The organism is Lentimicrobiaceae bacterium (assembly GCA_028697555.1).
In the GTDB taxonomy this organism is placed as follows: Bacteria; Bacteroidota; Bacteroidia; order Bacteroidales; family UBA4417; genus UBA4417.
The window spans coordinates 15,124-39,590 of sequence record JAQVEX010000023.1 but is presented as its reverse complement, the minus strand read 5'-3'; the positions used below and the strand labels follow the sequence as shown (position 1 = coordinate 39,590).

22 protein-coding genes are annotated in these 24,467 nt (G+C 35.9%); 16 read left to right on the top strand and 6 right to left on the bottom strand.

The window, feature by feature from the left end:
* Positions 1-247, top strand: a 247-nt coding sequence (locus PHP31_05115) for a hypothetical protein (GenBank protein ID MDD3738655.1), incomplete at its 5' end; no start/stop codon positions are given.
* 4 nt (positions 248-251) lie between these two features.
* Here PHP31_05115 and panC read toward each other — a convergent pair.
* The 4 genes from panC to rpiB form a co-directional block, all read right to left on the bottom strand.
* Complete coding sequence (gene panC / locus PHP31_05110) at positions 252-1,094, bottom strand: pantoate--beta-alanine ligase (protein MDD3738654.1); 843 nt, start codon at positions 1,092-1,094, stop codon at positions 252-254.
* A gap of 83 nt (positions 1,095-1,177) precedes the next feature.
* The gene (locus tag PHP31_05105; GenBank protein MDD3738653.1) at positions 1,178-2,458 is read right to left on the bottom strand and encodes a serine hydroxymethyltransferase; all 1,281 of its coding nucleotides are present in this window, start codon (positions 2,456-2,458) and stop codon (positions 1,178-1,180) included.
* A 45-nt stretch (positions 2,459-2,503) separates the two neighbouring features.
* Entirely contained in the window at positions 2,504-3,880 is a 1,377-nt protein-coding gene (locus PHP31_05100; GenBank protein MDD3738652.1) for an LUD domain-containing protein, read from the bottom strand.
* A 4-nt stretch (positions 3,881-3,884) separates the two neighbouring features.
* Entirely contained in the window at positions 3,885-4,328 is a 444-nt protein-coding gene (gene rpiB, locus PHP31_05095; GenBank protein MDD3738651.1) for a ribose 5-phosphate isomerase B, read from the bottom strand.
* A gap of 576 nt (positions 4,329-4,904) precedes the next feature.
* Between rpiB and nadA the strand changes: the two genes are divergently transcribed.
* The 10 genes from nadA (at position 4,905) to PHP31_05045 (ending at position 16,432) form a co-directional block, all read left to right on the top strand.
* On the top strand, positions 4,905-5,831 hold the full coding sequence (gene nadA, locus PHP31_05090) for a quinolinate synthase NadA (protein MDD3738650.1): 927 nt from the start codon (positions 4,905-4,907) through the stop codon (positions 5,829-5,831).
* A 145-nt stretch (positions 5,832-5,976) separates the two neighbouring features.
* Positions 5,977-7,509, top strand: a complete 1,533-nt coding sequence (locus PHP31_05085) for a toxin-antitoxin system YwqK family antitoxin (protein ID MDD3738649.1) — start codon at positions 5,977-5,979, stop codon at positions 7,507-7,509.
* Between the two features lie 138 nt (positions 7,510-7,647).
* Positions 7,648-8,709: a glycosyltransferase family 1 protein gene (locus PHP31_05080; protein MDD3738648.1), complete on the top strand. Its 1,062-nt coding sequence runs from the start codon at positions 7,648-7,650 to the stop codon at positions 8,707-8,709.
* 150 nt (positions 8,710-8,859) lie between these two features.
* Positions 8,860-10,491, top strand: a complete 1,632-nt coding sequence (lnt, locus tag PHP31_05075; protein ID MDD3738647.1) for an apolipoprotein N-acyltransferase — start codon at positions 8,860-8,862, stop codon at positions 10,489-10,491.
* A gap of 7 nt (positions 10,492-10,498) precedes the next feature.
* Complete coding sequence (locus PHP31_05070) at positions 10,499-11,797, top strand: aminopeptidase P family protein (GenBank protein MDD3738646.1); 1,299 nt, start codon at positions 10,499-10,501, stop codon at positions 11,795-11,797.
* A 112-nt stretch (positions 11,798-11,909) separates the two neighbouring features.
* Positions 11,910-12,155 (top strand): hypothetical protein, encoded by a 246-nt coding sequence (locus PHP31_05065; protein ID MDD3738645.1) that lies wholly within the window; start codon positions 11,910-11,912, stop codon positions 12,153-12,155.
* A gap of 267 nt (positions 12,156-12,422) precedes the next feature.
* On the top strand, positions 12,423-13,973 hold the full coding sequence (locus PHP31_05060) for an OstA-like protein (GenBank protein MDD3738644.1): 1,551 nt from the start codon (positions 12,423-12,425) through the stop codon (positions 13,971-13,973).
* A 1-nt stretch (position 13,974) separates the two neighbouring features.
* Positions 13,975-14,739 (top strand): exodeoxyribonuclease III, encoded by a 765-nt coding sequence (locus PHP31_05055; protein ID MDD3738643.1) that lies wholly within the window; start codon positions 13,975-13,977, stop codon positions 14,737-14,739.
* A gap of 26 nt (positions 14,740-14,765) precedes the next feature.
* Positions 14,766-15,722 carry an OmpA family protein gene (locus PHP31_05050; GenBank protein MDD3738642.1) on the top strand — a complete coding sequence of 319 codons (957 nt, stop codon included), beginning with the start codon at positions 14,766-14,768 and terminating at the stop codon, positions 15,720-15,722.
* Positions 15,723-15,910: 188 nt separating this feature from the next.
* Positions 15,911-16,432: a cob(I)yrinic acid a,c-diamide adenosyltransferase gene (locus PHP31_05045; GenBank protein MDD3738641.1), complete on the top strand. Its 522-nt coding sequence runs from the start codon at positions 15,911-15,913 to the stop codon at positions 16,430-16,432.
* Positions 16,433-16,778: 346 nt separating this feature from the next.
* On the opposite strand, the gene rpmA is transcribed toward PHP31_05045, so the two are convergent.
* The gene (gene rpmA / locus PHP31_05040) at positions 16,779-17,033 is read right to left on the bottom strand and encodes a 50S ribosomal protein L27 (protein MDD3738640.1); all 255 of its coding nucleotides are present in this window, start codon (positions 17,031-17,033) and stop codon (positions 16,779-16,781) included.
* Positions 17,034-17,051: 18 nt separating this feature from the next.
* On the bottom strand, positions 17,052-17,363 hold the full coding sequence (gene rplU, locus PHP31_05035; GenBank protein ID MDD3738639.1) for a 50S ribosomal protein L21: 312 nt from the start codon (positions 17,361-17,363) through the stop codon (positions 17,052-17,054).
* A 267-nt stretch (positions 17,364-17,630) separates the two neighbouring features.
* Here rplU and PHP31_05030 point away from each other — a divergent pair, with 267 nt between their 5' ends.
* The 5 genes from PHP31_05030 to PHP31_05010 all read left to right on the top strand — a co-directional run bounded on the left by PHP31_05030 (position 17,631) and on the right by PHP31_05010 (position 24,441).
* The gene (locus tag PHP31_05030) at positions 17,631-18,173 is read left to right on the top strand and encodes an RNA polymerase sigma-70 factor (protein ID MDD3738638.1); all 543 of its coding nucleotides are present in this window, start codon (positions 17,631-17,633) and stop codon (positions 18,171-18,173) included.
* Between the two features lie 79 nt (positions 18,174-18,252).
* Positions 18,253-19,287: a FecR domain-containing protein gene (locus PHP31_05025; GenBank protein MDD3738637.1), complete on the top strand. Its 1,035-nt coding sequence runs from the start codon at positions 18,253-18,255 to the stop codon at positions 19,285-19,287.
* A 20-nt stretch (positions 19,288-19,307) separates the two neighbouring features.
* Positions 19,308-20,585 carry a hypothetical protein gene (locus PHP31_05020; protein ID MDD3738636.1) on the top strand — a complete coding sequence of 426 codons (1,278 nt, stop codon included), beginning with the start codon at positions 19,308-19,310 and terminating at the stop codon, positions 20,583-20,585.
* Positions 20,586-20,590: 5 nt separating this feature from the next.
* Positions 20,591-23,551, top strand: coding sequence for a right-handed parallel beta-helix repeat-containing protein (locus PHP31_05015; GenBank protein ID MDD3738635.1), 2,961 nt, complete (start codon positions 20,591-20,593; stop codon positions 23,549-23,551).
* A gap of 17 nt (positions 23,552-23,568) precedes the next feature.
* Positions 23,569-24,441, top strand: coding sequence for a hypothetical protein (locus PHP31_05010; GenBank protein ID MDD3738634.1), 873 nt, complete (start codon positions 23,569-23,571; stop codon positions 24,439-24,441).
* Positions 24,442-24,467: the final 26 nt, after the last annotated feature.

The window sequence follows — 24,467 nt, the reverse complement described above, 5'->3', positions numbered from 1 at the left end:
GCAGCCGAAGCCCGAAATGCCGAAAATGGGGATTAATATCGTTTGTAAAAAACCTAACAGGTTTTTGAAACCTGTTAGGTTTAAAACCACCACAGCACTTCGACATTTTGATACACCTTCGGCACTCAGTGAGCGAAGTGCTGCAACCCGAAACACGCAACCCGCAACATCCCGAAACTTCGGGACAACCCGCACCTCGCACCAAACAACTCCTAACAATAGCCAAGAGCCAAAAGCCAATGGCTAATTGCCTAAAACAGCTCCATATTATCAATAAGCCTCACTTCACCTAAATACGCCGCTACACACATAACAGCATGGTTGGCATCGTCCCAAGAGTTTATTTTTTGAAGTCCTACGGAATCGACTATTTCAACGTATTCAACTCTAATTTCAGGATTTTCATCTATCAAAGTGAACACTTTTTTAGTCAATTCGTCGGGACTGTATTTTTTGTAGTTATTAAGAGCAAAAACTAATGATTTGTAAATTGTTGTGGCTTCTCGGCGTTGAATTTCGTTAAGTCGTAAATTTCTGGAACTCATTGCCAAACCGTCTTCTTCGCGGACTGTTTCGCAAGGAATAATTTCTATGTCATGGTTTTCTATTTCAACCATACGCTTTACAATAGCCAACTGCTGATAATCTTTTTTGCCGAAATAAGCTCTGTCGGGCTTTACAATATCAAACAATTTATCGACCACAACGCCTACTCCGTTGAAATGTCCGGGACGAAATTTGCCTTCCATTACTTTATCCAAATTGCCGAAATCGTAAACTTTGGTTTCTTCGTCGGGGTACATTTCATCAACGGTAGGAGCAAATACGTAGTTGCAACCAGCAGCTTCCAACATTTCAACATCTTTATCTAAATTGCGCGGATATTTTTTTAAATCGTCGGGATTGTTGAATTGTATAGGATTAACAAAAATGCTAACAACAACGCAATCGTTGTCGGCAACTGCTTTCTCAACAAGTTGAATATGTCCGCGATGCAAAGCTCCCATGGTTGGGACAAATCCTATGCTTTGGTTTTGCTCTTTGACTTTGCTGAGAGTTTCCTGCAGTTGCTTAATTTCTTTAATTATAGTAATCATAAAAGTGCTATAAAATAAGGAGTTTGCTTAACGTTTTGTACAAACTGCAAACTCCTTAAAAAATGATTAATTGTCATCTATTAGTATGCAAACAACGGAAACTCGCTCATAAGCTCGTTAACTTGTTTTCTTACTTTCTTAATAACATCTTCGTTTTCGTGATTTGAAATAACCGTATCGATAAAATCAACAATGGTTGGAATATCTTTTTCCTTAACGCCTCTTGTAGTTATAGCAGGTGTTCCCACTCTAATACCCGAAGTAGCGAATGCCGAACGCGAATCGAATGGAACCATGTTTTTATTAACGGTAATATCGGCTTTTTCAAGTACAGTTTCAACTGTTCTTCCGGTAATATCGGGGAATTTAGTCCTTAAGTCTATAAGCATTAAGTGGTTATCGGTTCCGTTAGAAATAAGTTTATATCCTTTTTCAACAAAAGCCTTAGCCATAATATCGGCATTTTTCTTAACCTGAATAATGTATTGCATAAACTCGTCGGAAAGAGCTTCGCCAAAAGCAACAGCTTTAGCAGCAATAACGTGCTCTAGCGGTCCGCCTTGAACGCCTGGGAACACTGCACTGTCAAGCAACGACGACATTTTTCTAACAACGCCTTTATTGGTTTTTATTCCCCATGGATTGTCAAAATCTTTACCCATAAGAATCATACCTCCACGAGGTCCTCTTAAGGTTTTATGTGTTGTTGTTGTGATGATGTGACAGTGTGGAACCGGATCGTTGAGCAAGCCGCGAGCGATAAGACCTGCAGGGTGTGCAATATCAGCCATCAAAATAGCTCCAACTTTATCGGCTATCTTACGCATACGTTCAAAATCCCAATCGCGACTGTAAGCCGATGCTCCGGCTATTATCAGTTTCGGTTTTTCGGCTAACGCTATTTCTTCCATTTTATCGTAGTTGACAAGTCCTGTATCTTCATCAACTTGGTAGAAAACCGGATTGTATAATATGCCCGAAGAGTTGACAGCCGAACCGTGCGATAAGTGTCCGCCATGCGAAAGGTCGAAGCCTAAAAATTTATCACCGGGTTTAAGAACTGTAAGCAATACAGCCATGTTAGCCTGAGCTCCGGAGTGTGGCTGAACGTTTGCCCATTCTGCGCCGAATAATTCTTTTGCTCTATCAATAGCTAATTGTTCGGTTTGGTCAACTATCTGACAGCCTCCGTAGTAGCGGCGATTAGGATAGCCTTCGGCGTACTTGTTGGTAAGTACCGAACCCATAGCTTCTAAAACTTGTTCGCTAACAAAGTTTTCAGATGCAATTAATTCTATCCCATGCATCTGTCTTTCTTTTTCCAACTTAATTAAATCAAAAATTTTAGTGTCTCTTTTCATATGTTGTAATTTTATTAGATGTGTATTTGGTTGTTTATCAATATTTTAATCGTTTTGTTCGGTGGTGTATATTTGTTTAAATGTTGACATTGCAAAATTAGGAAACTGTTTGTTTTCCAATTGCAAATCTTCCTTAATTTTGTTATACATTTTTATTTTACGTTTCAAACTTAGCCTGTCAATTCTTCTGCGGCTTAGTATATCTTTTTTATAACGCAAATATAATTTCTTTTCGGTACGCGTCAACATTCCGTGCTTGTAAGTGTAGTACCTATTGTAAAGTATTAGTTCGTGTATGTTAATATTGATTGGACATTTTTTTGAAATAATCGGATTTGCCGACTCAACCATACAAAGATGTTTCCAATCCTTAAATCCGTTGAGCAAAGGTGTAACAACGGCTCCAATAGGTCCTACATAAGTCGATCCGTAAACTTTGCCGCCTATGCTTTTGTAAACAGACGAATTGTTTAAGCAGTTCCCGCAATTGATGCAAGCCAAAGCTCTACGCTGATTTTTTTGCTCCAAAACCTTTGTTCTTCCGTTGTCTAACAAAATAACATATACTTCTTCATCTTCTCTGTTTTCAAGCGTATTTTTAGGTCCGAAAATTATATTATTGTAGGTATTTAATTTTTTTCCGTACGAGTAAGTCGAATATAAAGGCAGCAATAAATACAAATCCTTAATTTGCGGTACAATTTTATCAATACCAACAACGTAAATTTGAACTTTGGATAACGCCGATGAAACAAGGTTTGAGCCTTCATTTTCGGATACACATAGGCAACCGCAGTCGGCAACAATAAAATTAGCCGAACTAACGTAAACATCTGATTTTTTGCTTTGCTGTATTAGTTTGTCTTTTACTTCGTAAGGAAAATTATAGCTTTCGTTTTTATTAAAATTTTGTTCTATAAAGTTTTTAATATCGCTTCTAGACTTATGTACAAAAGGATAAGCATAATGTGTCGAAACTTCGTTTTGCGATTCTGCGTAGTAACTATAAAAATCAGAAGGATAACAAGTTACGCCTTCTTTTTTCATATTTTCGGTTAGAGAAATTTCGTTTAATATTAAGGAGTTATCGTAAATTAAATTTCTTTCGGAGTTTCGGCTAATTATTTTCGCTATTTCCGAAATGGCTTCTTTGGCATCTTGTGCCCAAATAACTTTTCCGCCGTTGGCTTCAAATCTTGCTTCAAAGGTAACTAACAATTGAGGTAAGTTGATTATAGATTTATTCTTTACATACGAAGCGTTATCTTTGGTTTTTTCAAGGTCGTTGTAGGCAAATTCTGTTTTTTGTACATTCTTCAAATGTGCCTTAATATTAGAGTTGATATTATCCTGCAAAGCAGTATCGTTAATTGCCTCCTTGCAATTATTTATAAAAACCTGTTCGCTACTCGAATAAATCATTTCTTTACTTTATAAAATCGTTTTTAATTTTTTCAACTCTTCTCTCGTGTCTTCCGCCTTCAAAATTAGTAGAAAAAAATATTTTAACAAAATCAACTGCTTCGTCGTTGCTCACGAATCTTCCGGGGATGCACAAAATATTTGCATCGTTGTGCAATCTTGCCAATTCGCATATTTCTTTACTCCAAACAAGAGCTGCACGTACGTTAATGTATTTATTCGCCGTCATGCAAACTCCGTTGCCGCTTCCACATACCAAAATTCCTTTTTCGTATTCTCCAACCGATACTTTGTGAGCTAATTTGTGAGCAACATCGGGATAATCTACACTATCAGGAGAATAACAACCAAAATCGTCGTATGCAATACCTTCTGATTCAAGGTAATTGATTATATATTGTTTGGTTTCAAATCCGGCATGGTCGCTACCAATACAAATCCTTTTGATTTTGTCAAGCATTGTTAATAAAATTTTAATAATTACTTAATATTAATTTCACGTTACTAAATTAGTATTTCTCTCTAATTCTTAATAATCAAATGCTTTTATTTTTTTACAAAAATATTTTTTTTTTTTAAATTACTAATAGTAAGGGGATTAGATTTTCAATAATTTTATACAAACTCATGTTGATAAATACTTATTAAATCGTTGATACTTTTTGATAACTTTTCATAAATCATCGAAAAAACACAATTGTTAATAATTCTAATTATTTATTAAATTTTAATAACAAAAAAATGCCTGTTTAATAACATTTAATCAACATTTAAACGGTCTTACCGCAAAAAAAGTTATCAAAAATTCTGCTATCAACATAATGTTAATAATATTACAAAAAGATTGAAATCAAATAATTAATATAATTTTGCATGTTAATAAATTATTAATAAAAAAATGTTTTAATAAAAAGCAAGTTTTTAAAATTAAGTTATCAACTGTATCAACAGCATAATAATAAATATAAATAATTTATAATAAATAATATATATAGTATATAAAGACAAATAAGAAATACGATTTATGAATAGCAAAGAACTGATTCGCAAAATTAATAAATTAAGAAAAGAAAAAAACGCAATAATATTAGCTCATTATTATCAAATAGGCGAAATTCAAGATATAGCCGATTTTACAGGCGATAGTTTACAATTAGCACAAGTTGCTGCTCAAAACGACGCCGAAATTATATTGTTTGCCGGTGTTCATTTTATGGCTGAAACAGCAAAAACTTTATCGCCTAATAAAAAAGTTATTTTACCCGATTTAAAAACAGGCTGTTCATTGGCTTTGAGTGCTCCTACCAAAAAATTTGTTGAGTTTAAAAAACAGCATCCGGATCATAAAGTTGTTTCTTATATAAATTGCACCGCCGAAATGAAAACTCACACCGATGTTGTGTGTACATCAAGCAATGCAGTAGATATAGTAAATTCTTTTCCAAAAGAGCAACCTTTAATTTTTGCACCTGACAAAAATTTGGGTTCTTACGTAAATAAAGTAACCGGACGCAATATGTTATTATGGGACGGAGCTTGCCACGTTCACGACAGAATAAGTGCTGATATTTTGAAAAAACTTATTGAAAAACATCCTGATGCACAAGTTATTGCTCATCCAGAATCGAGAGAAGAAGTTTTGAATTTGGCAAACTTTATTGGCTCTACCGCTAAAATGATTGATTATGTTTCAAAATCGGATACAGAAACTTTTATTGTAGTGACCGAGACAGGTATTTTGCACAAAATGAAACAAGTAGCGCCGAATAAAAAATATATTTTAGCATCGAAAGACGAAAACAACACCAACAACTGCGAGTTTATGAAATTAAATACTCTCGAAAATGTGTACGAATGTCTTTTAAACGAAAGCCCCGAAATAATTTTATCCGACCATATTATTGAAAATGCAAGGAAACCGATAATTAGGATGTTAGAGTTGTCTAAGTAGATGGCTTTTAGCCCTTGGCTATTAGCTAAACTCAGCCAAAAGCCAACAGCCAACAGCTAATAGCTTCTTAACAAATTCAACATTCCTCACAATAAAATAATTCCTTGTTAAGATAATTTTATAACTTTGCAACAAAGAACAAACCATGTTTAAGAAGCAAATAATTATCGTTGTTTTATTGTCAATACTTTTTTCGGTATCGGCTCAAAATACTATCAACGACACCTTAAGCAACGGGTTTGTTACTTTTTATTATCCCGAATCCAAAATAATATCAAGTCAGGGTTACATGAAAGACGGTCAGCCCGACGGATATTGGAAAAATTTTTATCAAAACGGCGTAATTAAATCTGAAGGAAATAGAAAAAATTTTTTATTGGACAGCACTTGGAAATTTTACGACGATTCTGGTCGATTGTTAGTATCTATAAATTATAAAAACGACAAAAAAAACGGTATAAAAACTACTTACCGACAAGGCGAAGTAATTGAAGAAAATTTTTTCAACGATGTAAAAGAAGGCTTTACGCATTTCTATCATGCAAACGGCAAAATCAGAATATCAATTAATTTTCAAAACGGATTGGAGCAAGGTTCGTCGGTTGAGTATGATACTTCAGGAAATATAATTTCTTTCTTTAAATACAAAAATGGTATTCTTGTAGATAGAGAACGTATCAACCGCAGCGATTCCAAAGGCTACAAACAAGGCAAGTGGAAATATTTTTACGATAATTTGGTCGTGAAAGAAGAAGGCAATTACAAAAACGATAAAAAAAACGGATATTTCAAGTCTTACGACAAAGAAGGTAACTTACTATCGGTAAAAAAATACATCAACGATGTTGAGCAAACCGAAGCGCCAGAAGTAGCCGACATTAAAGTAAAAACCGATTATTATCCTGACGGAACTGTAAAAACAGTCGGCTTGTACAAAAACGATGTTCCCGAAGGTGTGCGAACCGAGTATAATGAGCAGGGAGAAGTTACACAATCGTATGTGTTTTCAAAGGGAATAATAACTTCGCAAGGTATTGTCGATGTTTTAGGTAAAAAGCAAGGCGAATGGCAACATTTTTATGAAGACGGCTCTTTAAAATCGTATGGAAGTTACAGCAATGACAAGCCTATCGGTAATTGGAAATATTTTTACCCCGACGGAAAAGTTGAGTCGGAAGGAGCCTACACCAATAAAGGCAACTTGAACGGTTTATGGAAATGGTATTACGAAGACGGTAGCATCAGACGTATAGAAAACTATTTCGATGGACTGCAAGACGGCGAATATATTGAGTACAACGAGAAAGGCGAAATTATTGTTAGCGGAAATTACGAAATGGGATTGGAAGAAGGAAAATGGAGTTTTGTAGGCGATAATTTTAAGGAAACCGGCGAATACAAAGGCGGAGCAAAATTCGGAGAGTGGATTACCTACTACAGCGATGGCACTATAAAATTTAAAGGCGAGTACATCGACAACAACCTTAACGGAAAAGTGGTTTGGTACTGGAGCAACGGCAAACCCAAAGATGTTGGCTACTACAACAACGGTCGCAAACACGGAAACTACACGTACTACAACGAAGACGGAACAGTTTTTCTAATTGTTACTTACAGAAATAATGTTGAAGTCCTGTACGACGGCGTTAAAATTAAACCACCATTTACCGATGAATGATAAGGTTAAAGATAAAAAACTAAACATGAGACAAACACTTTATTTTTGATTAATAATAGCCATTAGCTTTTAGCCGTTAGCCTTTGGCTTATTATAAATAGCCAACAGCTAACAGCCAATAGCTTATAGTTAAATGATATGAAAAAGCTCATAATTGACATGACAAAGTTAAAAGACCTAAACTGCGGTCTCGGACAGGTATCGCTAAACTTTGCCAACGAGCTTATCAATCAGTATGACAAAATTCAAGAGTTTTCAATATATTTTCTGATAAAACCCAAACAAAAAGAAGTTTGGAATAGTAGTCCAATTGTTAAGACTATCAAAACCAATTGGTTCAGACGATTTTTTTCTGTATTCAACAGAAACGACGGAATTTGGCATTCCATACACCAAGACAGCAAGTTTTTGCCACGCAAAAATTCAAAATATATACTTACAATCCACGATTTAAACTTTTTAGAAAGCAACGACCAAAAAAAGATAGACAAGAACTTACGAACTTTGCAAAAAAAGGTAAACCGAGCTAGTACAGTGTGTTTCATTTCCAACTATGTAAAAGACATTGCAACTAAAAACTTAAATCTTGAAGGAAAAGATTTGCAAGTAATTTATAACGGTCTGCCTTGCCAAGCTGAAAGCCAAAAGCCAGACACAAATATTGGCGACAAAAAGTTTTTGTTCAATATAGGAGTCCTAATGCCTAAAAAAAATCATGAAAGCATTATAAAAATGATGGCATATTTGCCGGACTACAATCTGATAATTGCAGGCGGAGGTAAAACTTCTTACAAAAACCAATTAATTAAAACAGCTGAAGAGTGTGGCGTTTCCGACAGAATTCACTTTGTAGGTATCGTCAGCGATGCCGAAAAAACCTGGTACTATCAAAATGCCGAAGCATTTGTTTTTCCGTCTCTTGCCGAAGGTTTTGGCTTACCTGTTATAGAAGCCATGAATGCAGGTTTGCCCGTATTTTGTTCCGATAAAACAAGTCTGCCCGAAATCGGCTCCGACAAAGCCTTTTATTTCAGCAACTTCGACCCTGAACAAATGGCAAAGCTAGTAACCACAAAACTAAACGACGAAAATGTGAAGTCTGAAGAATTTAAAAATAATTTAATATCGTATTCCAAAAATTTTTCGTGGCAAAACAACGTTGATAGATATATTGACATTTATAAAAATATGATAAAGTAATAGTATGAAAGGAATAAGGTGAATATTTGTGAAGTAGCCGTTAGCTGTTAGCCATTAGCCATTAGCTGAACATAGCCAATAGCCAACGGCTAAAAGCCAACAGCCAAAATAGCCAATAAAACACCCTATAAGCAAAATAGAAATAAACATATGAATAAATTAACCCGAACACACAAATACCTCCTCTCAACTTTAAGCGGAGCCCTGTTCTCCCTAAGCTGGCTCGAAAATGGCTTACCTTTTCTTATATTTTTTGCTTTTGTTCCTTTGTTTATCATCGAACACAACCACTTTCTGAAAAAAGACGAAAACCACTCTTTCGATGTCGTAAAGTACGCAGCCATTGCTTTTGCCATATGGAATACTATTACCACATTTTGGATAAAAAATGCAGCTTGGGTCGGTTTAATTGCAGCCGTAGTTGTCAACACACTATTCATGTCATTGGCATTTTGGCTTTTCCACATTTACCATAGAAAAAATGTGCAGGGCGGAGCTGCATATTTATCGTTTATAGCCTTTGTTTTATCTTTTGAGTTTTTGGGTCTGCGATGGGAATTGAATTGGCCCTGGCTTAATTTGGGTAATGTTTTCGCCAATTACCCTTCGTGGATACAATGGTATGAATATACCGGAGTTTCAGGTGGTTCTCTGTGGATTTTACTAATAAACATATTCATATTTTTTATTCTTAAATACTTTTTATTTAAAGCAACCAAATCAAAAAGGTCGCTGTGGGCTAATGCAATATCACTCGCTATCGTTTTTTTCGTGCCCTTTACAATTTCACAAATCAGGTTTCATACTTACGAAGAAGAAATAAATCCTGTAAATGTTATTGTTGTACAGCCAAATTTAGATCCATACACCGAGCAATACGAAATTAAACCTACCGTTGTTACCAATAACATGTTGGCGTTGGCACAAAGATACGTCAGCGACGGCACCGATATTATTGCGTTTCCCGAAAGTGCAATACAGGAATATACTTACGAAAACAGTCTGGCGCATGCACCTTCAATACAAATGATTAGAGAATTTTTACAGCAAAGCGAGCGCCCAATGTACGTAATTGCAGGTATGTCGACCAAAAAGAATTATGCAGACGACGAAAAACCTTCAAAAACTGCCAGAAAATACTCCAATGCCGATATTTACTACGATTCGTACAATACGGCTTTACTTATAGATAAAGAATTGAACTTTCAGCTACATCATAAGTCGAAACTCACACCCGGAGTTGAAATTATGCCTTTTGCCAAGCAATTAAAGTTTTTAGAAAAATATTTTCTCGATTTTGGAGGAATTGTCGGTAGCTTGGGAGTCGATAAAGTTCAAAAACCACTAATTATCAACGATAACATAAAAGTTGCAAGCATTATTTGTTACGAATCGGTTTTTGGCGAATTTTGTACCGAATTTGTCAGAAACGGAGCCAATCTCTTTTGTGTAATTACCAACGATGGCTGGTGGGGAGATACGCCCGGATACAAACAACATTTTAGCATGTCTCGTATCAGAGCCATCGAATGCAGAAGAAGCGTTGCACGCTCGGCAAATACGGGGATTTCAGGATTTATCAACCAAAAAGGAGAAGTATTGCACAAAACCGATTATTGGGTAGCCGATTCGGCTGTGGCTACACTTAACCTAAACAATAAAGTAACTTTTTATGCCAAGTACGGCGATTATATTCAGCGTATATCATTGCTTATTGCCGCACTTTCGACTCTAATCCTTATAACGCAAGGCTTATTGAATAAGAAAAGAACAACAAAATAAATTTATTATGAAAACTACCAGATACAATCCCATTTCATCGCAAATGTACATTCGCAACCGCGAAAAACTTGTGAACCAATTAAAAATAAACTCTTTGGTAATTGTTAATTCCAACGATGAAATGCCCAAAAACGGCGATCAAACTTTTTTGTTCCGACAACACTCAACATTGTTTTATCTAACAGGCATAGATCAGGAAAAAACCATACTCACAATTTGTCCGCATCATCCTAACCCATCTTTGCGAGAAATAATTTTTATTATAAACGCCGACCCAACCACATTGGTGTGGCAAGGCTATAAATTATCACCGCAGGATGTTACTCAATTATCAGGCGTTAAAACTGTTAAATTTGTCGATAGTTTTGATTCGGTGCTACGCGAATTAATGGTTTTTTCCGAAAACGTGTACTTATATCAAAACGATTATATAAAGTTTTTTACCGATGTTCCCTGCAAAGACGATAGGTTCGCTCTCGAAATAAAAAACAAATATCCCTTGCATAATTATTTGCCGCTAACGACAATTACAAGTCCCATGCGAGCCGTAAAAGAACCCGAAGAAATAGCTCAAATGAAGATAGCCTGTGGCATTACTCGCGATGCTTTTTTGCGTGTTCTCAAAATGGTAAAACCAGGTGTTATGGAATACGAAATTGAAGCAGAATACACACACGAGTTTATCAGACAAGGTGCCAACGGACACGCTTTCGACCCGATAATTGCTTCGGGCAAAGATACTTGTGTATTGCACTATATCAACAATAACAAAGAGTGCAAAGATGGCGATTTATTGCTTATGGACGTTGGAGCCGATTACGGAAACTACGCCGCCGATATGTCGAGAACAATTCCCATAAATGGAAAATTTTCAGAACGACAAAAACAAGTTTACACATCGGTACTTGATGTTTTAAACCAAGCTACTGCTATGCTAGTGCCCGGAAGCTGCATAGACAAATGGCATAAGCAAGTATGCAAACTCATTGAAAACGAGCTTGTTAAGTTGGGGCTTCTATCTACTTTCGATATTGAAAATCAAAACCCGGATTCGCCGGCATTTTTCAAATACTATATGCATGGTAGCGGACATTTCTTAGGTTTAGACACACACGACACGGGATCTAAATTTCAAACTTTTGTGCCCGGTATGGTAATAACCTGCGAACCGGGAATTTATATCCCCGACGAAAATATAGGAATAAGATTGGAAAACGATATATTAATAACAGATAATCAACCTATAAACCTTATGAGCGACATACCTATCTTACCTGAAGAAATAGAAAATATTATGAGCAATTAATACTAAAAACTATTTATTAATAATAATTTAAAACAAAAATTTTAAGAAATAGAATTTAAGTATTATCTTTGCAAGTAGCAAAATGAATATTACATCAAAAAACTGTACATAAATGAAAACAATTAAGACACTAAAAACCGTAATGCTTATAGCAGTTTTAACATTGGGCGTACAATTTTATGCATTAGCTCAATCACCCTTACCACCAGAACCTCCTATTCCTTCTGGACCGACCGTAGGAGATGAAGGCTCTGCCCCTATTGGCAGTGGACTTGTAGTATTGCTAACCCTTGCCGGAGCATACGGCGGATATAAACTGTACAAAAACTCAAACGAAGACGAAGAACAAGAAAGTTAAATAACGCATATTTAATAGTTTTTAGTTTAAACAATAGATAAACAGAGTGCTTTGTGGTGCTCTGTTTTTTTTACCCTTCGGGTTAGTGTTTGGTGATGAGTGTTCGGTGTTCGGTGGCTTTCAACACTAGTTACTAACCACCCATCACCCACCACTATCCACCCACCACCATTCACCACCCACCATTTTTTCAAAAAAAACAATCAAACTCCGAAACTTTATTAAATTTGTACTCTATTTCGTTGTGTAAACAGTGATTAATTTGTTATGGTAAAATTTAAATTCAGTTTTAAATATTTCGCACTTACTGCAATTGCATTGTTATTTACAGTATCTATGTTTAGCCAGCAGAGGTATCGTATTCAAATAGTATCGTCGGGAGCAATGCTAGGTGATGAAAGAAACCCCGATGCAGTGAAAATAATTGGCAATCCGGTTTTTGAACACGATGGCGCTTACTTGTACTGTGACAGCGCTCTAATGTACGAGAGCTCTAATAGCATAGATTGTTTCGGCAGAGTCCATATCAAATCGGGTGATACACTACATTTGTATGGCAAATTTTTGAACTACAGCGGAAACACCAAAATTGCCAACATAAAAGATGATGTCAAGGTGCAAGACCCAAATTCTGCGCTTTATTCCAACGAAATGGTGTACAACCGAAATACAAACACTGTAAGTTACTTTGACGGCGGCAAAATTGTAAACGAAGACAACACGCTTAAAAGCAAAATAGCAAACTACCACACCGATACTAAGGTAGCGTATTTTAGTAATGACGTAATAATGTACAACCCCGATTATACCGTTAATACCGATACTCTTAAATACAATACCGAAACTCGTATAGCTTACTTTTTAGGTCCTACGCAAATGGTAGGCGAAGATGTATTTATTTATTGCGAAGATGGCGAATACGACCGCGAAAATAATAATTCCAGATTCAGCAAACGAGCTAAGCTGATTGACGGCACACGCATACTAACAGGCGACAGCTTATACTACTTTGAGAATCAGAATTACGGCAAGGCAAAAGGCAACATTTTTCTAACCGACACGGTTGAAAACATAATAGTAAGAGGCAATTTTGCCGAATATTTCAAATCACAGCAATATGCTTATATCACCAAAAAACCACATGCCGAAATATGGGAAAATTCCGACACTTTGTTTTTGCGTGCCGATACCTTGCGCGTTACTTTTGACACGCTAAGCAACGACACCAAAGACCTGTTTGCTTACTACAACACAAAGTTCTATCGCAAAGACGTACAAGGAGCTTGCGACTCAATGGTTTACGCTACCGCCGATTCTCTTATATGTCTGATGCAAAAGCCTGTTTTATGGTCTGACGAAAACCAGATTACAGCCGATACAATCTACATTTTTCTTAAAAATGAGCAGATTGACAGTATAAAAATGTGTAATTCGGCTTTTATTGTCTCGCAAGATACTTTGTACGGCTTCAATCAGCTTAAAGGGAAAAATATGGTAGCACATTTTAAAGACAAAGAGCTTAGCCATATTTTTATCACCGGCAATGCTGAAAGTTTGTACTATGTCAAAGAAAACGACAATACACTTATAGGTATTAATGTCAAGAAAAGCAACACTATGACTGTTGTAATAAACGACGACAAAGTCAGCCAAATATATTACTACCAAAAGCCCGATGCTAAACTTTACCCACAAGATAAGCTTACGGAAGAAGACAAATATTTTAAAAACTTTTTGTGGCGTAGTTCCGACAGACCTTTGAACAAAACGCATTTGTTGGATAATCATCAGGAAAATAAAAACTCAAACCAAGAATAATATGCAAATAATATCGTACAATGTAAACGGAATACGTGCCGCCATAAACAAAGGCTTAGTCGATTGGTTGAAAACAGCCAATCCCGACGTAGTATGCTTTCAGGAAACAAAGGCTCAGCCGGAACAAATAGACGATCAACTTTTTGAAAGCTTAGGATACAAATGCTATTGGTTTTCGGCGCAAAAGAAAGGCTATAGCGGTGTTGGAATCATTAGCAAAATTGAGCCATTGCACGTTGAATATGGAATGCAAATTCCGAAATATGACGACGAAGGCAGGTTTATTAGAGCCGATTTCGGTAAATTTTCGGTTGTTTCGGTTTATCACCCTTCGGGTACAACGGGTGATGTTAGACAAGAGTTCAAATACCAATGGTTGGACGATTTTAGAGAATATGTGGCTAAGTTGCGAAAACAAATTCCTAATCTTGTTCTTTCCGGCGATTACAATATTTGTCATAAACCTATAGATATCCACGACCCAATCGGCAATGCCAAAAGTAGCGGTTTCTTGCCCGAAGAACGACAATGGTTCACTGATTTTCTGTCCGACGGCTTTGTTGATACTTTTAGGCATTTCAACCCAAATCCCCATCAATATACTTGGTGGAGCTACAGAGCCAACGCTCGTAGCCGAAACTTAGGTTGGCGCATCGATTATCACATTGTAAACGAAGAAATGGAAGCTATGCTCAAAAGAGCCGTTATACTCAGCTCCGTAGTCCATTCAGACCATTGTCCTATTCTTTTGGAAATAAATTCTTAATAACATTAACCTAAAAACGCAGACACATGAAAAATCCGAAAAATTATAAACTTTTTCTATTGATTACAGCAATCTCGGTTCTATTATCGGCAACAAGTTGCGTATCAATGGAAAAATACAACGAGTTGGCTACTCGCTGCGGCGAAGAAACCCTTATGCTCAACAACAAAATTACCGAAATGAGAGATGGTTTCAACGAAATGAGTGCTACCAATCAGAAATTGGTTAAAGACAATGCCAAACTTAAAGCCGATACTGCCGACCTATTGCAAAAGTATAGAAATTTAAATGCAGAGTTTAAGGAGTTGGAAAGGAATTACGAAAACCTCAGAGCTCAGTACAACTTAAACTACTACGATAACGAAAAAGCTATGGGTGAGCTAAGGCGTACACAAGACGAATTACTCATGCGTGAAACCCGTTTGAATAATTTGGAAAAAGAGTTGGCAAAGAAAAGTCGCGATATCGACGAGCTTGAAGCCGCACTACGAGCTCAAGATTCAATAACCAATGCTTTAAGAAAAAGCGTAGCCGATGCTCTTATGGGCTTTCAGGATAAGGGACTTTCGGTTTACACCAAAAAGGGCAAGGTGTATGTCTCATTGGAAGAAAAGCTATTGTTTGCTTCCGGGAAATGGGAAGTCAGCAAGCAAGGAGTTTCCGCTCTTAAAAATTTAGCTATGGTTTTGGAAAAAGATACCAATATCAATGTGTTGATAGAAGGACACACCGACAATATTCCGCTCAAAAGCTCTAATCAGGTTGAAGACAATTGGGATTTAAGCGTTATGCGTGCAACATCAATTGTAAAGATTTTGCTAAGTAGCGCCGAAATCAACCCAACCCGGGTTGTAGCTTCAGGTAGAGGTGAATATTTACCGGTTATGCCCAACACTTCAGCTGAAAATAAAGCTAAAAACCGCAGAACGGAAATTATTTTAACACCGAAATTGGAAAAACTATTGGAAATTATTGGGGAGTAAACCGTGGTACGTGTTACGTGGTACGTGTTGCGTGGTTTTGACAATGTCAATTAGCCCAAAACTTCAGGATATAATTATAAATTATTATTTACTCATTGTTAATTGATAATTGTTAATTGATAACTGCCCCGCAACCCGCAACTCGCAACTCGCACCCACCACTCATCACCCATCACCCTTCACTAATTATGAAAACAGATATCGGAAAAACCCACTTCTACACAGGTAACGGCAAAGGCAAAACCACTGCCGCTATCGGACTTGCAATAAGAGCTGCAGGAGCTGGAATGAAAGTGTATTTTGCACAATTTGTAAAAGGCATGAAATACTCCGAATTCGATTTGCTTAATAGTATTGAAAATATTGAGGTTCACTTATTCGGAACCGAATGTTTTATAAACAAGACTCCCGAAAAAGAAGATATTTTGGCAGCACAAAATGGTCTAAAAACTGTTACGGATATAGTTAGCAGCGAGAAATACGACATGGTAATTTTAGACGAAATTTTTATTGCCTTATATTACAAACTGATAGACCAACAGCAACTAAGCTATTTATTGACAAGCAAGCCGCCAAGCGTTGAGCTTGTACTAACCGGCAGGTACACTCCAAAGGAACTTTATCCGTACGCCGACTTAATAACCGAAATGAACGAAGTAAAACATTATTATAACGATGGAGTTTTGTCGCGTAAAGGAATCGACCACTAAGTGGTCGGTGGCTGGTGGTCGGTGATTGGTGTTTTTAGTTCCGAGTTCTGAGTATTGAGTACTTCAATTGCCGTGCCTTTAAAGACACGGCAATTGAGCAAAATGATAGCTAATTCAGCTTCGCTTCACTTTCTGTCGTTGCTCGTCATAGCTTAAGCAAAGTCTGCTCAGCTCAGTCAGCAAGCTACTCGTAACTCAGAACTCATAACTCCAGACTCTCCCGAAACTTCGGGACACCATTCACTCATCACCCATCACCGTTCACCGGTTGCGAAGCAACCAAAAAAAATCTCCTGCCTTAAACTAATAAGACAAGAGACTCTTTAAATTTTCAGATGGTAGTTTACTATTCGCTTACGATAGAAACGTACGACTTGTCGTTTTTACCTTTTGTAAATTTAACCAATCCGTCTACCAATGCAAAAAGTGTATGGTCTTTACCAATACCAACATTTTCGCCGGCATTGTGTTTGGTTCCACGCTGACGTACTATAATATTACCGGCTTTTGCAAACTGCCCGCCGTAAATTTTTATTCCTAAGCGTTTGCTGTGCGATTCGCGTCCGTTGCTTGAGCTACCAACTCCTTTCTTGTGTGCCATAATTATTTATATTTTTGGTTATAAAACAATAGATTCAATTTTTATTTGTGTCAAATCCTGACGATGTCCGGTTTCTTTTTGATAACCTTTCCTTCTTTTTTTCTTAAATACTTTAATTTTGTCAGCACGTACATGAGCTAAAACATTAGCCGATACCTTTGCTCCGTCAACAGTGGGAGTGCCAACGGTAATACTACCTTCGTTATCAACCAACAAAACTTTTTCTATATCCAATTTGTCGCCAACTTCGGCAGCCAAACGATGCACATATATCTTTTGGTCTTGCTTTACCTTAAATTGCTGACCTGCTACTTCAATAATCGCGTACATAATTTATATTTGTGTTGTTTATTATTCTTTATTTTTCAAAAAGGATTGCAAAAGTAAGTATTTCTCTTTAATAAACAACTATTTTTCAATAAAATTTGCATTTATTTATTTTAATATCTTCTTTAAAATCCTTGTATCTTGTTGTTAATCTGAATGATACATGCAATTTTTCAAAATAATATTATTTTTATTTTATCTAATGTTAAGTTACTCTTTATATTAAAACTGAAAAAGAGTTAGTTTTGTATCCTAAAATACTTTACAAAATTGACAGAGCAAGAAAAAAAATATATTGAAGGATTGCAAAATGGCGATAAAGAAATATTTGAACAAATATTTAATCTTTATTATGGTCGGCTTTGTCAGTTAGCTTTACGCTATGTTAAAAACTTACCCGAATCGGAAGAAGTTGTTCAAGACTTTTTTTGTAAGCTGTGGGAAAACAAAGAAAAAATTACAATAAAAACTTCGTTAAACGCTTACTTTTCAAGGTCTGTAGCTAATATGTGCTTGAATAGACACAGAAATATTAAAGTAGAACGAAATATTATTGAATTTACCGGCGACGAAATTCAAGAAAGTCCAGGTATCAATGCAACAATTGTTGATAATGAGCTGAATGAGAAGTATAACGAAGCTTTGGCACTTATGCCGGACAGACGAAGAGAAATTTTTACTTTGAGCAGATTTTCGGGACTGAAAAATAGTGAAATAGCAAAAGAATTAAATATCAGTCAGAAGACTGTAGAGTCCCAAATGACAAGGGCTTTCAAGTTTCTGAAAGAATATTTGCAAGATTTTTTAGAATAAAAATTAAAAAAATTTTGAATTTGTGTAGGGGTAAAAGCATAATTAAGTGTCTTATAATCAGAAGGGGTTATTATTTATAATGCAAAGAAAAAAAATAAATAAAAAAGTGTACAACGATATAGTAAAATATATCAGTGGAAACTGCGATAGCCGCGAGGCTAACGATATTTCTTTGCTTATAGAAAACAACACCGAGTACCAAGAACTGTACTCTCAACTTAATAAAGTTTGGGAAATTGGAGAAACTCCCATTTTTAATACTGCTGTTAATACAAACAAGGCATGGCAAAGCGTCTCTAACAAAATTTTTGAAGATTCAACCGAAGTTGCTACTCCAATTAGTCCTGAAATAACTTTCAGACCCCGTTACAGCAGGGCAATAATACGTTACGCTGTTGGTATAGCAGCAACCTTAATTATAGGTTTGGGACTATTTTTCTTACAAAAAGAAAAACAGCCCGAATTGCTTACATATACTCAAAACACTTCGCAAATTGAGCCAATCACGCTCTCAGACGGCTCTACAGCAACCTTAAATAATAATTCCGAAATAAATTTTCCCGAAACTTTCTCCAAGAAATCAAGAGAAGTGTATCTTTGGGGTGAAGCTTTTTTTGATATTGCTTCGGAACCTAATAGATCATTTATCGTTTGCGTTGGCGATTTGAGAGTTAAAGTAATGGGTACATCATTCAATATTGACGACACATCGCCAAATGAAACAAAGGTTAGTGTTCATTCGGGAAAAGTTCTTTGTTATGTAGTTGATAAAAATAACGAAACCGGTGTTGGCGACAATATTATGCTTTCGAAAGGTCAGAAACTTATTTACGACAAGGTTAATAAAACATTCGACTTGTCGGCTAAGTTCGATTATAACGACATCTCGTGGAAAACACAAAAACTTATATTCAACGCTTCCACACTTGATGAAGTTTTTGAAGCTATATCCAAATGCTACAACACTTCGTTTGAAGTCGAAAACAGCAAAATTAACGATTATCAAATTACTGCCAATTTCGACTGCGAATCGCTACAAACAGTGCTACAAACCATTGAATTGATACACAACGTTAAGTTTGTTAAAAACGATAAAGGCTATCAGGTAAAGTAATAATTACTTGAAAAGTTTTTATGATTTGTAAAGCAAAATATAGGATTGTTGTGTCTTGCCTTGTGCTTGTTTTTGTGCTGATTAGTTACAATTCTATCGCACAAAGACCCGATATTAACAAGAAGGTAACCGTTAAGTTTTCAAACCACAAAATAAGCGAAGTATTTCACATACTGTCTACAGAAACCCAAATAAAATTTTCCTACGACCCTAATATTATCAACGATGCTAACACCGTTACGGCTAATTTTATCAATCAGCCTTTAAGCATGGTGCTCAGAGCAATTATTCCCGATAAATCTATTCAGTTTAAAGTAATCGGTAATCAGTTAGTTTTTTATTCCGAAAGTGAAGAAAAAACTCCCGACAATAGCAAAATTGAAAAAACCATATTACCCGATAAAATTCATAGAGTAAATGTTCCTTACAAACCCGATACTGTTTATATTTATCGATCCGATAGCGTTAAGATAACTAAGTACGAAACCGTACAGCAGATTATATCACGCACCGATACTATAAAAATCAGCAATATTATTAACGATACCGTTTATTTTGATAGTAGAATCAATATGCTAAATCAAAAATACTTTTTCGGCGATTTTTACACATCATTTCAGCCACTTGATTTTAAAACATTTAACTCAACTCCCGAAATTAATGAGCAGTATGAAAAATCAATAGGTAGCACTTTAGCCGCAGAGTTTGGTATAAGTGCAGGATACAATTCGTACAAATCGCAACTTACGTTGCAAGCATCTGTTGTCAATCTTTTTGAGAAATATAAATACACCTTCGATAATTCATTTGGCGGGTTTTATGATGTTGATACCTTAGAAACTTATTACTCTATAACTCAAAATGATACCACATGGTTTTACATCACCGATTCTACATGGATTCCTTTAGATAGCAAGATAGAAACCCACAATTTAATCAACAAGTACAGATTTGTTAATTTGTCGGCAAGTTTAGCTTACAACATAATAACCCGCGATACGTGGAACAGCTACATAATTGCTGGTGCCGGCATCAGAATACCTATAAAAACCGATGCTTACCACTTGCTTTATCAAAACGAAAAGTTTGTCCCCCATCGGATAAGCATAAACAACTTAAACAAGTTACAAGTGTATGCATTGGCTGGTGTAGGCTTTAGAGAAGCATTGAACAGCAAAGTTATTCTTTATCAGGAAATAAACACCTTGTTTAATTTTACCGAAACTTACAAAGACATAAAATTTTACAGGCAAAAATATATGCTTAGTTTCAAATTAGGAATTCGCTATAAGTTCTAGTATCTATGAACAGATATAACGATATATTAAAAATTATATGGGTGTTTCTGATGTTGATTTTTCTGCATCCGTGCACTGCTATTGCTCAAACTGTGATAGGCGGTATTATTAGTCAGGATAAAGAACTTACACTAAGCGAAAGTCCGTATTTGGCAAATGAAAATATTACCGTCAATAATGGAGTAACATTAACAATTCAGCCCGGAGTGGTTATACAATTTGAATATCAAATACAATTCCTATGCAACGGTAATTTTATTGCCGAAGGAACTGCAAGCAAGCCTATCATATTTAATTCTAAAGACACTCTTAGCAATTCTTTTTGGAAAGGAATAATCCTTGATTTTAGTTCAGGCAATAATAACGCTAAAATAAAAAACGTAAGCATTGGGCACGCAAGTACTGCTTTACATATGGTAAACGCCGATTCTTTACTAATAGACAGCGTTGACATTAAAAATTGCAAGTACGGAATACAGTTTTTCGGGTCTAACAATAATACCGTCAGCAACTCAATAATAAGTAAGTGTACCTATGGCTTATTCATCTTTGGCGATAACAATTCGCTGAATAATAAAATTCTGAAAAATAAGTTTTACAATTGCGAAGATTTTGGAATATTTATAAATAGCTTTCCCGCTTTTGTGCAAAATACAATCATCGACAGTAATATATTTAATGGATGCAATAAAGGAGTTAGCTTAGGAAACTACGGTATGTCGGGAGTAGCATCGCATAAGTTGACAAACAACAAATTTTTAAATTGTCATCAAGCGACGCGTATTTTTCACGATTCGTGCACAGTTAAGGATAATTACTTTGTTAAAAATATTGTCGGTATTACTGTCCACGCAGCTAATAGCAATACAGTTTCAAACAATATTATAAGCTATTCCAACGTAGGACTAATTTTGGTTGGTAATAGCAATAATAATAAAATTACTAATACAAGTTTTTACTACAACTACCTTGCAGTTTCAGCCGAAACTGAAACAAAATCTACATTCGGTAGTAAAAATTGTATGTCAAATAATACATTTTTCAAAAATCAACCTATAGGATCTTTCACCATTTACGAAAACATTTTGGTCGATTCCATAACGCACAACAATATTGTCGATAACGGCGAACACTGCTCGTTTTTATACTTCGGTAATGAGACCTTTTACGCCAAATACAATTTTTGGAATACAACCAATTACAGAACTATAGATTCTATAATCTACGACCAACAAGATAATCCCGACGTAGGAAGAGTTGAATACAATCCGGTTTATACATCGGAAGTTGCTAATGCACCTATATTACCGCCGCTAAGCTCAAGCATGCAGTGGATTGACAATAAAATGAAAATTTCATTTACAAAGAGTAAGGCAAAAGATTTTAGCCATTATAAATTGTATTGGGGAAATAACGACTTGATTGACTTTGAAAAAAGTCTGATATTAACAAGTGACTCAACATTTTATCTAACAGGTATAAGTCCGCAAGATACTATAGCCATTACTTGTGTTGATACTTGCGCCATAGGCAACATTGACCAACTTAAAGGCTACGAGAGTTATTACCTGTTCCCAACACCGCTTCCGTATGCCGGAAAAGATACAATACTATGTGCCGACTTAGGATATTTTCATTTAACTTCGGCATTTAATTTCGGCAACGATTATATTACTTGGGATACCGACGGTTCAGGCACGTTCGACAATCCCAATATACTCAACCCGAAATATTTCTACAGTGACGAAGATATACAAAGGCAAAGAGTAAACCTTTATTTATCGACCTATCTTAATGGTATAAAGTATTCCGATACACTCAAAATAACATTATATCCGTCGGCACAAATATACATTCCTACCGATACAGTCGCATCCAGCAATGTTCCATTTGTAATGCAATCGGTAAATGCTTCCAATTATGTATCGGTAACGTGGACAACTTCTGGTGACGGCTATTTCGACGACCCAAATGTATTAAAGGCAACATACAATCCCGGAACCGCCGATGCAGCAAATGGATACACAATTTTGAATTGCTATCTTGTAACAGCTTGCGATACAGTATCAGCCGATGTCAGAGTTTCACTCAGACCGATATTCTCTATCAGCGGCACAATCGACGCCAACAATATTTACAATAAAACTATTTCGTTAGACGTATACTGCCTGCAAAACAACAGATACGAAAAGGTTAGGAGCAAAATCTTCAACTATTCGAAAAAACAGTTCAAATTTGAAAATCTGTTTGAAGGAGAATATTTATTATATGCCAAAACCGACAACGAAGCCCACAACGTTTTTCCTGCTTACTTTTTCAATAGGATTTCGTGGACGGACTCAGATGTTATCTACCTTAATGCTGATTTTTACGACGTAGATTTGATATACCGAAAACCCGATTTGGTTTTGATAAACGGCGAAGGCAAAATCAGTGGAAATGTTAGTCTTGCCGCAGGAATACAAAATCAAACTATCAGTATTTTCTTGACGGATACAAGCCGACAAAACATTTTTATGCATATCTATTGCAACGATAGTGCTTTTAAATTCAACAATCTGCCTTTTGGCTCTTATCGCCTGAGATGCGAAATACTTAATTATCCTACAACCTATTCGGATATAATATATGTTACGCCGCAAAATCCTGATGTCGATAATTTAAGTATTCACATTTCCGAACAAAAATCTTCGTTTATCAGAAAACATAAAGCAAATTATTTGGTTAGCGATATTCAAATATATCCTAACCCTGTTACCGATGGTTTCAAAATTTACGGCGTTTACACAGGTCAAAAACCGACAAAGTGCCTCTTGTATAATGCAAATGGAATAAAGGTAAAAACCGTTGAAATAAGCAATATAAACAGCGAAATAAGCATAAAAGAACTTAACGCAGGATTGTATGTAGCAGTTTTTCTCGACAACGAAACAATTCTTCAAACTCTTAGATTTATAAAAAAATAAACATCTTAATATTTAATATGAAGCAAATAAACACGTACAGAGCTAATAACACATTCAATTTAGACGATTTTTCTATTAAAGACAAAGAATATCTTTATCAAGAACAGTTGTTGGACGACAACGATAATATTTTGAAAGAAGTTACCTACTCGCCCGAAAATTTGGTTGAAAGTAATTTTGAATATTCATATAATGCTAATAATCAGTTAGTAAAGGAGGTTTTGATAGAAGAAGACGAAGTTACAAGTAACCGCGAAATAGAATACAACGATAAAGGAAAAATTGAATGCGAAACAGCTTATTACGCCGACGATTCTTTCGATAAAACCTACTACAAATACGATGAAAACGACAGATTGGTCGAAACGCGTGTTATGTACAACGATGAAGAAGAAGCCGGCAGAACGGAATATATTTACGAAGGAGAATTGTTGGTAAGGATTTGTGAATATGACGAAGATGGCAAACCGTCGGCAAACAAAAGTATTGAATACGACGAAAAAAATCAGCCAATCGAAGAAATTACCGAGCAATACGGCGAAAAATGGACAAGAGTAATTGTTTACGACTCCAACAACAGAATTTCGCAAACCAAACGCTACAACCAAGAAGATTTGCTCAAAGAACGCATAACTTATACTTTTGACAACAACGACAGGGTTGTGGCTATAAAGGAAGAAGGTGTTGAAGGAGAGTTTTATCAGGAAACCGAGTACAACGACAAAGGGCTCATAGTTTTGGAAACTCAAAAAGATCAAAACGGAATTCTAATTCGACAAATAGAACGCAACTACGACGAAGAAAACAGAATAGACGTAATGAAAGTCCACATACAAGGCAGACACAATATTGCTCCTGTGCATTATCAGCTTAGGTACGAGTATTTGTGATTGGTGGTCAGTGGTGAGTGGTGAGT

Excerpts from the sequence above, each read along its gene's own strand:
- nadA (MDD3738650.1), top strand. The coding sequence starts at position 4,905 with ATGAATAGCAAAGAACTGATTCGCAAAATTAATAAATTAAGAAAAGAA.
- PHP31_05045 (MDD3738641.1), top strand. The coding sequence starts at position 15,911 with ATGAAAACAGATATCGGAAAAACCCACTTCTACACAGGTAACGGCAAA.
- PHP31_05060 (MDD3738644.1), top strand. The coding sequence starts at position 12,423 with ATGGTAAAATTTAAATTCAGTTTTAAATATTTCGCACTTACTGCAATT.
- PHP31_05080 (MDD3738648.1), top strand. The coding sequence starts at position 7,648 with ATGAAAAAGCTCATAATTGACATGACAAAGTTAAAAGACCTAAACTGC.
- rplU (MDD3738639.1), bottom strand. The coding sequence starts at position 17,363 with ATGTACGCGATTATTGAAGTAGCAGGTCAGCAATTTAAGGTAAAGCAA.
- rpmA (MDD3738640.1), bottom strand. The coding sequence starts at position 17,033 with ATGGCACACAAGAAAGGAGTTGGTAGCTCAAGCAACGGACGCGAATCG.
- PHP31_05070 (MDD3738646.1), top strand. The coding sequence starts at position 10,499 with ATGAAAACTACCAGATACAATCCCATTTCATCGCAAATGTACATTCGC.
- PHP31_05105 (MDD3738653.1), bottom strand. The coding sequence starts at position 2,458 with ATGAAAAGAGACACTAAAATTTTTGATTTAATTAAGTTGGAAAAAGAA.
- PHP31_05025 (MDD3738637.1), top strand. The coding sequence starts at position 18,253 with ATGCAAAGAAAAAAAATAAATAAAAAAGTGTACAACGATATAGTAAAA.
- lnt (MDD3738647.1), top strand. The coding sequence starts at position 8,860 with ATGAATAAATTAACCCGAACACACAAATACCTCCTCTCAACTTTAAGC.
- PHP31_05055 (MDD3738643.1), top strand. The coding sequence starts at position 13,975 with ATGCAAATAATATCGTACAATGTAAACGGAATACGTGCCGCCATAAAC.
- PHP31_05100 (MDD3738652.1), bottom strand. The coding sequence starts at position 3,880 with ATGATTTATTCGAGTAGCGAACAGGTTTTTATAAATAATTGCAAGGAG.
- PHP31_05015 (MDD3738635.1), top strand. The coding sequence starts at position 20,591 with ATGAACAGATATAACGATATATTAAAAATTATATGGGTGTTTCTGATG.
- PHP31_05065 (MDD3738645.1), top strand. The coding sequence starts at position 11,910 with ATGAAAACAATTAAGACACTAAAAACCGTAATGCTTATAGCAGTTTTA.
- PHP31_05050 (MDD3738642.1), top strand. The coding sequence starts at position 14,766 with ATGAAAAATCCGAAAAATTATAAACTTTTTCTATTGATTACAGCAATC.
- PHP31_05085 (MDD3738649.1), top strand. The coding sequence starts at position 5,977 with ATGTTTAAGAAGCAAATAATTATCGTTGTTTTATTGTCAATACTTTTT.
- PHP31_05020 (MDD3738636.1), top strand. The coding sequence starts at position 19,308 with ATGATTTGTAAAGCAAAATATAGGATTGTTGTGTCTTGCCTTGTGCTT.
- PHP31_05010 (MDD3738634.1), top strand. The coding sequence starts at position 23,569 with ATGAAGCAAATAAACACGTACAGAGCTAATAACACATTCAATTTAGAC.